Genomic DNA, 14,281 nt, shown 5'->3' with positions numbered 1-14,281 from the left:
CCCATCCCGAACAGGACCGTGAAACGACTCCACGCCGATGATAGTGCGGATTGCCCGTGTGAAAGTAGGTAATCGTCAGGCTCCTCCTGCCTCATCCCGCGACCCCGCCCAAAAGGCGGGGTCGTGGCGTTTACGGCAGCACTTATAGTGAGAACTATCTGGGCGGACAACAGTCAAGCTAGTCTTGACAATGCTGTGCTGTCCCCCCATAATCATCAGTTCTCTGCGGAGGGGTGCCCGAGTGGCTAAAGGGGGCAGACTGTAAATCTGTTGGCTTACGCCTACGTTGGTTCGAATCCAACCTCCTCCACCAGAATGCGCTGAGCAGTTGTCGGGAATCGATAGATCCTTGCGGGTGTAGCTCAATGGTAGAGCAGAAGCCTTCCAAGCTTATGACGAGGGTTCGATTCCCTTCACCCGCTCCAGCAAGAAGTAAATGCCCATGTGGCTCAGTGGTAGAGCACTCCCTTGGTAAGGGAGAGGTCGGCAGTTCGATCCTGCCCATGGGCACCAGCAGGTTAAGTTAGTGATTGTTTGCGCCCCGCAAACGTACGGAAAAACCCTCTTAGGAGTCGAAAATGGCCAAAGGTAAGTTTGAGCGGACCAAGCCGCACGTGAACGTGGGCACGATCGGTCACGTTGACCACGGCAAGACCACGCTGACGGCGGCGATCACGACGGTGCTGACCGCGAAGTTCGGAGGCGAGGCGAAGGCGTACGACCAGATCGACGCGGCGCCGGAAGAAAAGGCGCGCGGCATCACGATCAACACGGCGCACGTGGAGTACGAAACGGCGAACCGTCACTACGCGCACGTTGACTGCCCGGGCCACGCGGACTATGTGAAGAACATGATCACGGGCGCCGCGCAGATGGACGGCGCGATCCTGGTGTGCTCGGCCGCAGACGGCCCGATGCCACAAACGCGTGAGCACATCCTGCTGGCGCGTCAGGTCGGTGTGCCGTACATCATCGTGTTCCTGAACAAGTGCGACATGGTGGACGACGCGGAGCTGCTCGAGCTGGTGGAAATGGAGGTGCGCGAGCTGCTGTCGAAGTACGACTTCCCGGGCGACGACACGCCGATCATCAAGGGCTCGGCGAAGCTGGCGCTGGAAGGCGACAAGGGCGAGCTGGGCGAAGTGGCGATCATGAACCTGGCCGATGCGCTGGACACGTACATCCCGACGCCGGAGCGCGCGGTGGACGGCTCGTTCCTGATGCCGGTGGAAGACGTGTTCTCGATCTCGGGCCGCGGTACGGTGGTGACGGGGCGTGTCGAGCGCGGCGTGGTGAAGGTCGGCGAGGAAATCGAGATTGTCGGGATCAAGCCGACGGTGAAGACGACGTGCACGGGCGTGGAAATGTTCCGCAAGCTGCTGGATCAGGGGCAGGCGGGTGACAACGTGGGTATCCTGCTGCGCGGCACGAAGCGTGAGGACGTGGAGCGTGGCCAGGTGCTGGCCAAGCCGGGTTCGATCACGCCGCACACGCACTTCACGGCCGAGGTGTATGTGCTGAGCAAGGATGAGGGCGGCCGTCACACGCCGTTCTTCAACAACTACCGTCCGCAGTTCTACTTCCGCACGACGGACGTGACGGGCTCGATCGAGCTGCCGAAGGACAAGGAAATGGTGATGCCGGGCGACAACGTGTCGATCACGGTGAAGCTGATTGCGCCGATCGCGATGGAAGAAGGTCTGCGCTTCGCGATCCGTGAAGGCGGTCGTACCGTCGGTGCCGGCGTCGTCGCCAAGATCATCGAGTAAGCCAGCTAGTTCTCGTTGATCGGTTGTTTTCGGGGTTGGCGGTGTCGTCAGCCCCAAATGGTTTAGGGGTATAGCTCAACTGGCAGAGCGTCGGTCTCCAAAACCGAAGGTTGGGGGTTCGATTCCCTCTGCCCCTGCCAATTCTTGCGTCAATTTGACGCTCGTTAAGGTGTTATGGCGAATCCATCCGTCGAAACTGTAAATACGTCCGGTGACAAGCTGATGCTGGTCGTCGGTGTATTGTTGGTCGTGGCCGGGTTCGTGGGGTTCTTCTGGCTCAACGGCCAGGAGTGGTACGTTCGCGGTGCGGCGTTGGCCGTCGGGTTGATCGCGGGCGTCGCAGTCGGTCTTCTTTCTGCGCCCGGCAAGGGTTTTATCGCATTCGCCAAGGACTCGTATAAAGAAGTTCGCAAGGTCGTGTGGCCGACTCGCAAAGAGGCGAGTCAAACGACCCTCGTGGTCTTCGCGTTCGTGTTGGTCATGGCGCTGTTTCTTTGGATTTGTGACAAGTCCATAGAATGGGCGATTTTCTCGGCGATTCTGGGTTGGAAATGATATGAGTGATACGCCGGCATCCCCGAGTGGAAAACGTTGGTACGTCGTGCACGCCTACTCCGGCATGGAGAAGAGCGTGCAACGTGCGTTGCAGGAGCGCATTGACCGGGCTGGCATGCAGGACAAGTTCGGTCAGATTCTTGTCCCGACGGAAGAGGTGGTGGAAGTAAAGGGTGGTCACAAATCGGTGACCGAGCGCCGTTTCTTCCCGGGATACGTCCTGGTCGAGATGGAAATGACCGACGAAACATGGCACCTCGTGAAGAACACGGCTAAGGTGACCGGATTCGTCGGTGGTGCGCGCAACCGCCCCAGCCCGATTTCGCCACGCGAAGTCGAAAAGATCATGTCGCAGATGCAGGAAGGCGTTGAAAAGCCGCGCCCGAAGACTTTGTTCGAAGTCGGCGAGATGGTTCGTGTGAAGGATGGCCCGTTCACCGACTTCAACGGCAGCGTCGAAGAAGTGAACTACGAGAAATCGCGAGTTCGCGTTTCTGTCACGATTTTCGGCCGCGCAACACCGGTCGAGCTGGAATTCGGACAGGTTGAGAAGTTGTGAGCATCTTTTGCGGATCGCGCCATCGGCGCGATCCGCGTTTCGCGCCTACGGTCCGCGTAATGACCGTTGAGGAGCGTCAGTAGTCGAGGTTTGGCGAACGCGCGTTACTACTCACCGAACGCGAAAGCGTTTCAACGAGGTTCAAACATGGCAAAGAAAATTGTCGGCTTTATCAAGCTGCAGATTCCTGCAGGTAAAGCCAATCCGTCGCCGCCGGTCGGCCCGGCACTGGGTCAACGTGGCCTGAATATCATGGAGTTCTGCAAGGCGTTCAACGCGCAGACCCAGGCAATGGAACCGGGTCTGCCGATTCCTGTCGTTATTACCGCTTTCGCCGACAAGAGCTTCACGTTCGTTCTCAAGACGCCGCCGGCCACTGTTCTGATCAAGAAAGCCGCGAAGGTCGATAAGGGCTCGAGCAAGCCGCACACCGACAAGGTCGGTAAGATCACGCGCGCTCAAGCTGAAGAGATCGCCAAGACGAAGATGCCGGATCTTACGGCTGCAGATATGGACGCAGCGGTTCGTACGATCGCTGGCAGCGCCCGTTCGATGGGCATCACCGTGGAGGGCGTGTAAATGGCTAAGCTTTCGAAGCGTTTGCAAGCATTTGCAAGTAAGGTCGATCGCGAGAAGCTGTATCCGATCACCGATGCGTTGTCGCTCGTGAAAGAGTGCGCTAGCGCGAAGTTCGATGAATCGATCGACGTTGCCGTGCAACTAGGCATCGACGCGAAGAAGTCGGACCAGGTGGTCCGCGGCTCCGTCGTGCTGCCGGCAGGTACCGGTAAGTCGGTGCGCGTCGCCGTGTTTGCTCAAGGCGAAAAGGCTGAGCAGGCGCGTGCCGCTGGTGCCGAGATCGTTGGTATGGAAGACCTCGCCGAGCAGGTGAAGGCGGGCAACCTGAACTTCGACGTGGTCATCGCTTCGCCGGACACGATGCGCGTCGTCGGTACGCTCGGCCAGATTCTTGGCCCGCGCGGCCTGATGCCGAACCCGAAGGTCGGTACCGTGACGCCGGACGTGGCGACCGCCGTGAAGAACGCAAAGGCAGGTCAGGTGCAATTCCGTGTCGACAAGGCGGGGATCATCCACGCCACGATCGGTCGTGCATCGTTTGAAGCCACCGCGTTGCGCAGCAACCTCGACGCACTCGTCGATGCACTGCAAAAGGCGAAGCCGGCGACGAGCAAGGGCGTGTACCTGCGTAAGATCGCGCTGTCGAGCACGATGGGCGTCGGTGTGCGTGTCGATCAGACCTCGCTCGCCGCACAGTAACGAGATTTATCGCTTTGTCGTCGTAAGAGGGCGAAGCGAAATAAAGGGCTTTGGGCGGTCGTGAACTGGGTAGTGAACAGCGAGCGACCGGTTGTCAAAGACCGTTGGCGGAAGCGCAGCAGTCGGGCGTGACCTTAATGCAAGCCAACGCAGATGGCGAACCCGAAAAGGTTTTGTGGTGATGAAGCTGTTTGCCACTCGCGGCGACGCGAGCGTCATGCGGTCGAAATACTCCTGACTGGTCGGACGCCGTTGTTGAATGCGATGCATGAGACGCAAGTCATGTGTATCGAATCTGGAGGTTAACCGTGCCACTGAACAAAGAAGGTAAGCAGGCCGTCGTGGCTGAGGTTTCCGCGCAAGTTGGGAAAGCTCAGTCCATCGTTCTGGCCGAGTATCGTGGGATCACGGTTGGCGATCTGACCAAGCTGCGCGCGAAAGCGCGTGAGCAGAAGGTGTACCTGCGCGTGTTGAAGAACACGTTGGCGCGTCGTGCTGTCGAGGGTACTCCGTTTGCTCCGCTGGCTGAGCAGATGACCGGTCCTCTGATCTACGGCATCTCTGAAGATGCAATTGCTGCTGCTAAGGTCGTCAACGAATTTAGCAAGGGCAATGACAAGTTGATCATCAAGGCCGGTTCTTACGAAGGCAAGGTGATGGACAAGGCTGGCGTTCAGGCGCTCGCCAACATCCCGAGCCGCGAAGAGCTGCTCTCCAAGCTGTTGTTCGTTATGCAAGCCCCTGTTTCCGGCTTTGCGCGCGCTCTGGCCGCGCTGGCTGAAAAGAAGCAAGGCGAGACTGCCTGACGCACTTCAGTCGAGCGTAAAGAATCGCTGGCTGTATCCGAATTCAATCTAGGAGTATTTCAAATGGCAATCGCAAAAGACGAGATCCTCGAAGCCGTAGGCTCGATGTCGGTTCTGGAACTGAACGAGCTGGTCAAGGCGTTCGAAGAGAAGTTTGGTGTGTCGGCTGCTGCTGTCGCAGTTGCTGGCCCGGCAGGTGGTGGCGGCGGTGCTGCTGCTGCGGAAGAGCAAACCGAGTTCACGGTTATCCTGACGGAAACCGGCGCGAACAAGGTTTCCGTGATTAAGGCTGTTCGTGAACTGACGGGTCTCGGCCTGAAGGAAGCGAAGGACCTGGTCGACGGTGCACCGAAGCCCGTTAAGGAAGCGGTGCCCAAGGCTGCTGCTGAAGAAGCCAAGAAGAAGCTGGAAGACGCGGGCGCGAAAGCTGAAATCAAGTAAATTTCGGCGCGCTTCGCGAAGGCTGGCGGTTTTTCCACCGCCGGCCTTTTTGTGCTTTGTGGGCGCAACGTTTTGCAGCATTGTTTTCGGCAACAATGCGCCCTAGAAGCCAAAGAAAACCGCCACTCGGTAAATTGAGTGACGCTTCTCTTTGTCTTCTGAAGCGACTGCAGAAGGCAAGTTTGGTCGGGCAGCGGGCAACATAGGCATCCGCTGCCGTCAGCCAGCGGTTGGTAGCGGCCAACCACCAAGCTTTTCGGCTCGTTCAAGCCATCGGACGGCCAACGGGTCTCAGTCGGTGAACACTCGGGTTGTCACATCAAGGTATCTCGCCTCGACAACAATGCCCGCCGTGATTCGGAGATCGTATGCAATATTCCTTCACCGAGAAGAAGCGTGTTCGCAAGAGTTTCGCGAAGCGCCCCATCGTTCACCAAGTACCTTTCCTGCTGGCTACCCAGCTTGAATCATTCAGTACGTTTCTGCAAGCAGATGTGCCGGCTACGCAGCGCAAGCCTGAGGGTTTGCAGGCTGCGTTTACGTCGGTTTTTCCAATTGTTTCTCACAACGGCTTCGCTCGTCTAGAGTTTGTCAGCTACATGCTGTCGCCGCCGGCGTTCAACATCAAGGAATGCCAACAGCGTGGCCTGACCTACTGCTCGGCACTGCGCGCGAAGGTGCGCCTCGTATTGCTCGACAAGGAGTCGCCGAGCAAGCCGGTCGTCAAGGAAGTGAAGGAGCAGGAAGTGTACATGGGCGAAATTCCGCTCATGACGCCGACCGGCTCGTTCGTGATCAACGGTACCGAGCGTGTGATCGTATCGCAGCTGCACCGTTCGCCTGGCGTGTTCTTTGAACACGACAAGGGCAAGACGCACAGCTCGGGCAAGCTGCTGTTTTCGGCGCGTATCATTCCTTACCGCGGCTCATGGCTCGATTTCGAGTTCGATCCGAAGGACGTGCTGTACTTCCGCGTCGACCGTCGCCGCAAGATGCCGGTGACGATTCTGCTGAAGGCAATCGGCCTCACGCCGGAACAGATCCTCGCGAACTTCTTCGTGTTCGATAACTTCGCGCTGATGCCGGAAGGCGCGCAGATGGAGTTCGTGCCCGAGCGTCTGCGTGGTGAAGTCGCGCGCTTCGACATCACCGACCGTGATGGCAACGTGATCGTCACGAAAGACAAGCGGATCAACGCGAAGCATATCCGCGACCTCGATAACGCGAAAACGAAATTTATTTCGGTTCCCGAAGATTATCTGCTCGGCCGCGTGCTCGCGAAGAACGTGATCGACGGAGAAACCGGTGAGGTCATCGCGAACGCGAACGACGAAATCACCGAGACCGTGCTCGAGAAGCTGCGCGAAGCGAAGATCAAGGACATCCAGACGCTTTATACGAACGATCTGGATCAGGGTCCGTACATCTCGTCGACGCTGCGTATCGATGAAACCGCGGACCGGATGGCTGCGCGTATCGCGATCTACCGCATGATGCGTCCGGGCGAGCCGCCGACCGAAGAAGCGGTCGAGGCGCTGTTCAATCGCCTGTTCTATAGCGAAGACGCGTACGACCTGTCGAAGGTCGGCCGCATGAAGTTCAACCGCCGCGTCGGCCGCGATGAAATCGTCGGCCCGATGACGCTGCAGGACGACGACATCCTCGCAACGATCAAGATCCTCGTCGAGCTGCGTAACGGCAAGGGCGAAGTGGACGACATCGACCACTTGGGCAATCGTCGCGTGCGTTGCGTCGGCGAACTGGCGGAGAACCAGTTCCGCGCTGGTCTCGTGCGTGTCGAGCGCGCGGTGAAGGAGCGTCTTGGCCAGGCTGAAAGCGAAAACCTGATGCCGCACGACCTGATCAACTCGAAGCCGATTTCGTCGGCGATTCGCGAGTTCTTCGGTTCGTCGCAGCTGTCGCAGTTCATGGACCAGACCAACCCGCTGTCGGAAATCACGCACAAGCGTCGTGTTTCCGCACTCGGACCGGGCGGTCTGACGCGTGAGCGCGCAGGCTTCGAAGTGCGCGACGTGCACCCGACGCACTACGGTCGCGTGTGCCCGATCGAAACGCCGGAAGGTCCGAACATCGGCCTGATCAACTCGCTCGCGCTGTACGCGCACCTGAACGAATACGGCTTCCTCGAAACGCCGTATCGCAAGGTGGTCGACAGCAAGGTGACCGATCAGATCGACTATCTGTCGGCGATCGAAGAAGGTCGCTATGTGATCGCTCAGGCGAACGCGGCAGTGGCCGACGACGGCACGCTGACCGACGAGCTCGTGTCGTCGCGTGAAGCGGGCGAAACGCTGATGGTCACGCCGGACCGCATCCAGTACATGGACGTGGCGCCGTCGCAGATCGTGTCGGTGGCCGCTTCGCTGATCCCGTTCCTCGAGCACGACGACGCGAACCGCGCGTTGATGGGCTCGAACATGCAGCGCCAGGCGGTGCCGTGTCTGCGTCCTGAAAAGGCGGTGGTCGGTACGGGCATCGAGCGCACGGTTGCGGTCGACTCGGGTACGACGGTTCAGGCGTTCCGCGGCGGCGTGGTCGATTACGTCGACGCAGGCCGTATGGTGATTCGCGTGAACGATGACGAAGCCGTTGCTGGCGACGTCGGCGTGGACATCTATAACCTGATCAAGTACACGCGTTCGAACCAGAACACGAACATCAACCAGCGCCCGATCGTGAAGGTCGGCGACATCGTGTCGCGTGGCGACGTGCTGGCGGATGGCGCATCGACCGACCTCGGTGAACTGGCGCTTGGCCAGAACATGCTGGTCGCGTTCATGCCGTGGAACGGCTACAACTTCGAAGACTCGATCCTGATCTCTGAAAAGGTGGTGGCCGACGATCGCTACACGTCGATCCACATCGAAGAGTTGAACGTGGTCGCTCGCGACACGAAGCTCGGACCGGAAGAAATCACGCGCGACATTTCGAACCTCGCGGAAGTGCAGCTTGGCCGTCTCGACGAGTCGGGCATCGTGTACATCGGCGCGGAAGTCGAAGCGGGCGACGTGCTGGTCGGCAAGGTCACGCCGAAGGGCGAAACCCAGCTGACGCCGGAAGAAAAGCTGCTGCGTGCGATCTTCGGCGAGAAGGCGTCGGACGTGAAGGACACGTCGCTGCGCGTGCCGTCGGGCATGAGCGGCACGGTCATCGACGTGCAGGTGTTCACGCGTGAAGGCATCCAGCGCGACAAGCGCGCGCAACAGATCATCGACGATGAACTGAAGCGCTATCGCCTCGACCTGAACGACCAGTTGCGTATCGTCGAAGGCGACGCGTTCCAGCGTCTCGCACGTATGCTCGTCGGCAAGGTCGCGAACGGCGGTCCGAAGAAGCTCGCGAAGGGCACGAAGATCGAACAGGCTTACCTCGAAGATCTCGACCACTACCACTGGTTCGACATCCGCCTCGCGGACGAAGATGCAGCGGCGCAGCTCGAAGCGATCAAGGACTCGATCGAACAGAAGCGTCACCAGTTCGATCTCGCGTTCGAAGAAAAGCGCAAGAAGCTCACGCAAGGCGACGAACTGCCGCCGGGCGTGCTGAAGATGGTCAAGGTGTACCTCGCGGTGAAGCGCCGTCTGCAGCCTGGCGACAAGATGGCCGGCCGTCACGGCAACAAGGGCGTGGTGTCGAAGATCGTGCCGATCGAAGACATGCCGTACATGGCGGATGGCCGTCCGGCCGACGTCGTGCTGAACCCGCTCGGCGTGCCGTCGCGGATGAACGTGGGTCAGGTGCTCGAAGTGCATCTGGGCTGGGCCGCGAAGGGTCTCGGCTGGCGCATCGGCGAAATGCTGCAGCGTCAGACGAAGATCGAAGAACTGCGCGCGTTCCTGACCAAGATCTACAACGAGTCGGGCCGTGCGGAGGAACTCGACAGCTTCAATGACGACGAGATCGTCGAGCTCGCGAAGAACCTGCGTGAAGGCGTGCCGTTTGCGACGCCGGTGTTCGACGGCGCGACCGAGGAAGAGATGTCCAAGATGCTGGACCTCGCGTTCCCGGACGACATCGCGGAACACCTCGGCATGACGAAGTCGAAGAATCAGGTGCGTCTGTGCGACGGCCGCACCGGTGAGCCGTTCGAGCGGCCGGTAACGGTCGGCTACATGCACTACCTGAAGTTGCACCACCTGGTCGACGACAAGATGCACGCGCGTTCGACAGGTCCGTACTCGCTCGTCACGCAGCAGCCGCTGGGTGGTAAGGCGCAGTTCGGCGGTCAGCGCTTCGGTGAGATGGAAGTGTGGGCGCTCGAAGCGTACGGCGCATCGTATGTGCTGCAGGAAATGCTGACGGTCAAGTCGGATGACGTGACAGGCCGGACCAAGGTGTATGAGAACCTGGTCAAGGGCGATCACGTAATCGATGCGGGCATGCCGGAATCCTTCAATGTGCTGGTGAAGGAAATCCGTTCGCTCGGTATCGACATCGATCTGGACCGCAACTAATCGGACTACGGAGAGAAGGCAATGAAAGCTCTGCTCGATCTATTCAAGCAAGTCCAACAAGAAGAAGTTTTCGACGCGATCAAGATCGGTCTGGCCTCGCCCGACAAGATCCGGTCCTGGTCGTTCGGTGAAGTCAAGAAGCCGGAAACGATCAACTACCGCACGTTCAAGCCGGAGCGGGATGGTCTGTTCTGCGCGAAGATCTTTGGTCCGATCAAGGACTACGAGTGCCTGTGCGGCAAGTACAAGCGCCTGAAGCACCGCGGCGTGATCTGCGAGAAGTGCGGCGTCGAAGTGACGCTCGCGAAGGTGCGTCGCGAACGGATGGGCCACATCGAACTGGCCTCGCCGGTCGCGCACATCTGGTTCCTGAAGTCGCTGCCGTCGCGTCTGGGCATGGTGCTCGACATGACGCTACGCGACATCGAGCGCGTGCTGTACTTCGAAGCATATGTGGTGATCGATCCGGGCATGACGCCGCTGAAAGCGCGGCAAATCATGACCGAAGAGGATTACTACAACAAGGTCGAAGAGTACGGTGACGAATTCCGTGCCGAAATGGGCGCGGAAGGCGTGCGCGAACTGCTGCGCGCGATCAACATCGACGAGCAGGTCGAAACGCTGCGCTCGGAACTGAAGAACACCGGTTCGGAAGCGAAGATCAAGAAGTACGCGAAGCGCCTGAAGGTGCTCGAGGCCTTCCAGCGTTCGGGCATCAAGCCCGAGTGGATGATTCTCGAAGTGCTGCCGGTGCTGCCGCCGGAACTGCGTCCGCTCGTGCCGCTCGACGGCGGCCGTTTCGCGACGTCGGACCTGAACGACCTGTATCGCCGCGTGATCAACCGTAACAACCGGTTGAAGCGTCTGCTCGAGCTGAAGGCGCCTGAAATCATCGTCCGCAACGAAAAGCGGATGCTGCAGGAAGCCGTCGATTCGCTGCTCGACAACGGCCGTCGCGGCAAGGCGATGACCGGCGCGAACAAGCGTCCGCTGAAGTCGCTCGCCGACATGATCAAGGGTAAGGGCGGCCGCTTCCGTCAGAACCTGCTCGGCAAGCGCGTCGACTACTCGGGCCGTTCGGTGATCGTGGTCGGCCCGACGCTGAAGCTGCACCAGTGCGGTCTGCCGAAGCTGATGGCGCTCGAACTCTTCAAGCCGTTCATCTTCAACAAGCTCGAAGTGATGGGCGTGGCGACGACCATCAAGGCGGCGAAGAAGGAAGTCGAGAACCAGACGCCGGTGGTGTGGGACATCCTCGAAGAGGTGATCCGCGAGCACCCGGTGATGCTGAACCGCGCGCCGACGCTGCACCGTCTCGGCATTCAGGCTTTCGAGCCGGTGCTGATCGAAGGCAAGGCAATCCAGCTGCACCCGCTCGTTTGCGCGGCGTTCAACGCCGACTTCGACGGTGACCAGATGGCCGTGCACGTGCCGCTGTCGCTCGAAGCGCAGATGGAAGCGCGTACGCTGATGCTCGCGTCGAACAACGTGCTGTTCCCGGCGAACGGCGATCCGTCGATCGTGCCGTCGCAGGATATCGTGCTCGGCCTGTACTACGCGACGCGTGAAGCAGTGAACGCGAAGGGCGAAGGCATGTCCTTCACCGGCGTGTCGGAAGTGCTGCGTGCGTACGAGAACAAGGAAGTCGAGCTCGCGTCGCGAGTCAACGTGCGGATCACCGAAATGGTCCACAACGAAGACAAGTCGGAAGGCGCGCCGGCGTTCGTGCCGAAGATCTCGCTGTACGCGACGACCGTCGGCCGCTCGATTCTGTCGGAAATTCTGCCGCCGGGCCTGCCGTTCACGGTGCTGAACAAGCCGCTGAAGAAGAAGGAAATTTCGCGTCTGATCAACACGGCGTTCCGCAAGTGCGGTCTGCGCGAAACGGTGATCTTCGCCGACCAGCTGATGCAGTCGGGCTTCCGCCTCGCGACGCGCGCCGGTATTTCGATCTGCGTCGACGACATGCTCGTGCCGCCGCAGAAGGAAACCATCGTCGGCGACGCGGCGCGCAAGGTGAAGGAGTACGACCGTCAGTACATGTCGGGTCTCGTCACCGCGCAGGAACGCTACAACAATGTGGTCGACATCTGGTCGGCAACGTCGGAAGCGGTCGGCAAGGCGATGATGGAGCAGCTGTCGACGGAGCCGGTGACGGACCGCGACGGCAACGAAACGCGCCAGGAGTCGTTCAACTCGATCTACATGATGGCCGACTCGGGCGCGCGCGGTTCCGCGGTGCAGATTCGTCAGCTGGCCGGTATGCGCGGCCTGATGGCGAAGCCGGACGGCTCGATCATCGAGACGCCGATTACCGCGAACTTCCGCGAAGGCCTGAACGTGCTGCAGTACTTCATCTCGACCCACGGCGCACGTAAGGGTCTGGCTGATACGGCACTGAAGACCGCGAACTCGGGTTACCTGACGCGGCGTCTGGTCGATGTGACGCAGGATCTGGTGGTGGTCGAGGACGATTGCGGCACGTCGCAAGGCGTGGCGATGAAGGCGCTCGTGGAAGGCGGTGAAGTCGTCGAAGCGCTGCGCGACCGGATTCTCGGCCGCGTCGCGGTGGCGGACGTCGTCAACCCGGAAACGCAGGAAACGCTGTACGAATCGGGCACGCTGCTCGATGAAACGGCGGTCGAAGAAATCGAGCGCCTCGGCATCGACGAAGTGCGCGTGCGTACGCCGCTTACCTGCGAAACGCGCTATGGCCTGTGCGCGTCGTGCTACGGCCGCGACCTTGGCCGTGGCTCGCTCGTGAACGTCGGCGAAGCGGTCGGCGTGATCGCCGCGCAGTCGATCGGCGAACCGGGCACGCAGCTGACGATGCGTACGTTCCACATCGGTGGTGCGGCATCGCGTGCGGCGGTGGCTTCGTCGATCGAAGCGAAGTCGAACGGTACCGTGCGTTTCACGTCGACCATGCGTTACGTGACGAATGCGAAGGGCGAGCAGATCGTCATCTCGCGTTCGGGCGAAGCGATGATCACCGACGATCACGGCCGTGAGCGCGAGCGTCACAAGGTGCCGTACGGCGCGACGCTGCTGCAACTCGACGGTGCGCAGATCAAGGCCGGCACGCAACTCGCGACGTGGGATCCGATGACGCGTCCGATCATCACCGAGTACGGCGGTACGGTGAAGTTCGAGAACGTCGAGGAAGGCGTGACGGTCGCCAAGCAGATCGACGACGTGACGGGTCTTTCGACGCTCGTCGTGATCGACGCGAAGCGCCGTGGCTCGCAATCGTCGAAGAGCGTGCGTCCGCAGGTGAAACTGCTCGACGCGAGCGGCGACGAAGTGAAGATCCCGGGTACCGAGCATTCGGTGCAGATCGGCTTCCAGGTCGGTGCGCTGATCACGGTGAAGGACGGTCAGCAGGTTCAGGTGGGTGAAGTGCTTGCACGTATCCCGACCGAATCGCAGAAGACCCGTGACATTACCGGCGGTCTGCCGCGCGTGGCCGAGCTGTTCGAAGCACGTTCGCCGAAGGACGCCGGTATCCTCGCGGAAGTCACCGGTACGGTGTCGTTCGGTAAGGACACGAAGGGCAAGCAGCGTCTCGTGATTACGGACCTCGAAGGCAACCAGCACGAGTTCCTGATCGCGAAGGAAAAGCAGGTTCTGGTGCACGATGGTCAGGTCGTCAACAAGGGCGAAATGATCGTCGACGGACCGGCGGATCCGCACGACATCCTGCGTCTGCAGGGCGTCGAGGCGCTGTCGCGCTACATCGTGGACGAAGTGCAGGACGTGTACCGTCTGCAGGGCGTGAAGATCAACGACAAGCACATTGAAGTGATCGTGCGTCAGATGCTGCGCCGTGTGCAGATCGCCGACAACGGCGATACGCGTTTCATCCCGGGCGAACAGGTCGAGCGGTCGGACATGCTCGACGAGAACGACCGTATGAACGCGGAAGACAAGCGTCCGGCGACGTACGAAAACGTGCTGCTGGGTATCACGAAGGCGTCGCTGTCGACCGATTCGTTCATCTCGGCCGCGTCGTTCCAGGAAACGACGCGCGTGCTGACCGAAGCGGCGATTATGGGCAAGCGCGACGATCTGCGTGGCCTGAAGGAAAACGTGATCGTCGGTCGTCTGATTCCGGCCGGTACCGGTCTCGCGTTCCACAAGGCGCGCAAGAGCAAGGAACTGTCGGATCGCGAGCGTTTCGACCAGATCGCAGCCGAAGAGGCCTTCGACTTCGGTACGCCGGAAACACCGGCTGCCGAACAGCAGGCACCTCACACCAACGAGTAACGGCGGGCGGCGCAAGCCGCCTTGCTTGAGCCGGTTGGCAAAGGCCGCTCAGTCATCGACTGGGCGGCTTTTTTTATGTGCGATCTCTTTGCGGTTTCTCCCAGGCACACGCAGGTGAGTTTTCGCGAGTTC

9 protein-coding genes and 4 tRNA genes are annotated in these 14,281 nt (G+C 60.2%); all 13 read left to right on the top strand.

Going from position 1 to position 14,281, the window contains the following annotated elements:
* Positions 1-227: 227 nt before the first annotated feature.
* The 13 genes from HV675_RS20670 (at position 228) to rpoC (ending at position 14,149) form a co-directional block, all read left to right on the top strand.
* Positions 228-313: transfer RNA gene (locus tag HV675_RS20670), tRNA-Tyr, on the top strand.
* A gap of 38 nt (positions 314-351) precedes the next feature.
* Positions 352-425: transfer RNA gene (locus HV675_RS20665), tRNA-Gly, on the top strand.
* Positions 426-438: 13 nt separating this feature from the next.
* Positions 439-513 (top strand) — tRNA-Thr (locus tag HV675_RS20660).
* A gap of 65 nt (positions 514-578) precedes the next feature.
* Positions 579-1,769 carry an elongation factor Tu gene (gene tuf / locus HV675_RS20655; protein WP_175112948.1) on the top strand — a complete coding sequence of 397 codons (1,191 nt, stop codon included), beginning with the start codon at positions 579-581 and terminating at the stop codon, positions 1,767-1,769.
* Between the two features lie 64 nt (positions 1,770-1,833).
* Positions 1,834-1,909, top strand: a tRNA-Trp gene (locus HV675_RS20650).
* A gap of 34 nt (positions 1,910-1,943) precedes the next feature.
* Positions 1,944-2,324, top strand: coding sequence for a preprotein translocase subunit SecE (secE, locus tag HV675_RS20645; RefSeq protein ID WP_175112958.1), 381 nt, complete (start codon positions 1,944-1,946; stop codon positions 2,322-2,324).
* 1 nt (position 2,325) lies between these two features.
* A complete protein-coding gene (gene nusG / locus HV675_RS20640; protein WP_027797944.1) occupies positions 2,326-2,883 on the top strand; it encodes a transcription termination/antitermination protein NusG in 558 nt (185 codons plus the stop codon).
* Between the two features lie 147 nt (positions 2,884-3,030).
* Positions 3,031-3,462 carry a 50S ribosomal protein L11 gene (gene rplK / locus HV675_RS20635; RefSeq protein WP_134197234.1) on the top strand — a complete coding sequence of 144 codons (432 nt, stop codon included), beginning with the start codon at positions 3,031-3,033 and terminating at the stop codon, positions 3,460-3,462.
* Positions 3,463-4,161 (top strand): 50S ribosomal protein L1, encoded by a 699-nt coding sequence (rplA, locus tag HV675_RS20630; protein WP_175112957.1) that lies wholly within the window; start codon positions 3,463-3,465, stop codon positions 4,159-4,161.
* A gap of 308 nt (positions 4,162-4,469) precedes the next feature.
* Positions 4,470-4,967 (top strand): 50S ribosomal protein L10, encoded by a 498-nt coding sequence (rplJ, locus tag HV675_RS20625; RefSeq protein ID WP_175112956.1) that lies wholly within the window; start codon positions 4,470-4,472, stop codon positions 4,965-4,967.
* A gap of 63 nt (positions 4,968-5,030) precedes the next feature.
* Complete coding sequence (gene rplL / locus HV675_RS20620) at positions 5,031-5,408, top strand: 50S ribosomal protein L7/L12 (protein WP_175112955.1); 378 nt, start codon at positions 5,031-5,033, stop codon at positions 5,406-5,408.
* Between the two features lie 368 nt (positions 5,409-5,776).
* The gene (rpoB, locus tag HV675_RS20615) at positions 5,777-9,883 is read left to right on the top strand and encodes a DNA-directed RNA polymerase subunit beta (RefSeq protein ID WP_175112954.1); all 4,107 of its coding nucleotides are present in this window, start codon (positions 5,777-5,779) and stop codon (positions 9,881-9,883) included.
* Between the two features lie 21 nt (positions 9,884-9,904).
* Entirely contained in the window at positions 9,905-14,149 is a 4,245-nt protein-coding gene (rpoC, locus tag HV675_RS20610) for a DNA-directed RNA polymerase subunit beta' (protein WP_175112953.1), read from the top strand.
* The last annotated feature ends 132 nt before the right edge of the window (positions 14,150-14,281 follow it).

Source organism: Paraburkholderia solisilvae (genome assembly GCF_902859875.1).
GTDB classification, from domain to species: domain Bacteria; phylum Pseudomonadota; class Gammaproteobacteria; order Burkholderiales; family Burkholderiaceae; genus Paraburkholderia; species Paraburkholderia solisilvae.
Note: the sequence above shows the minus strand (reverse complement) of the source record. Positions and strands in the feature narration are given on the sequence as shown.

Coding starts and splice junctions, on each gene's coding strand:
- rplA (WP_175112957.1), top strand. CDS start 3,463: ATGGCTAAGCTTTCGAAGCGTTTGCAAGCATTTGCAAGTAAGGTCGAT.
- nusG (WP_027797944.1), top strand. CDS start 2,326: ATGAGTGATACGCCGGCATCCCCGAGTGGAAAACGTTGGTACGTCGTG.
- tuf (WP_175112948.1), top strand. CDS start 579: ATGGCCAAAGGTAAGTTTGAGCGGACCAAGCCGCACGTGAACGTGGGC.
- rplL (WP_175112955.1), top strand. CDS start 5,031: ATGGCAATCGCAAAAGACGAGATCCTCGAAGCCGTAGGCTCGATGTCG.
- rpoB (WP_175112954.1), top strand. CDS start 5,777: ATGCAATATTCCTTCACCGAGAAGAAGCGTGTTCGCAAGAGTTTCGCG.
- rpoC (WP_175112953.1), top strand. CDS start 9,905: ATGAAAGCTCTGCTCGATCTATTCAAGCAAGTCCAACAAGAAGAAGTT.
- secE (WP_175112958.1), top strand. CDS start 1,944: ATGGCGAATCCATCCGTCGAAACTGTAAATACGTCCGGTGACAAGCTG.
- rplK (WP_134197234.1), top strand. CDS start 3,031: ATGGCAAAGAAAATTGTCGGCTTTATCAAGCTGCAGATTCCTGCAGGT.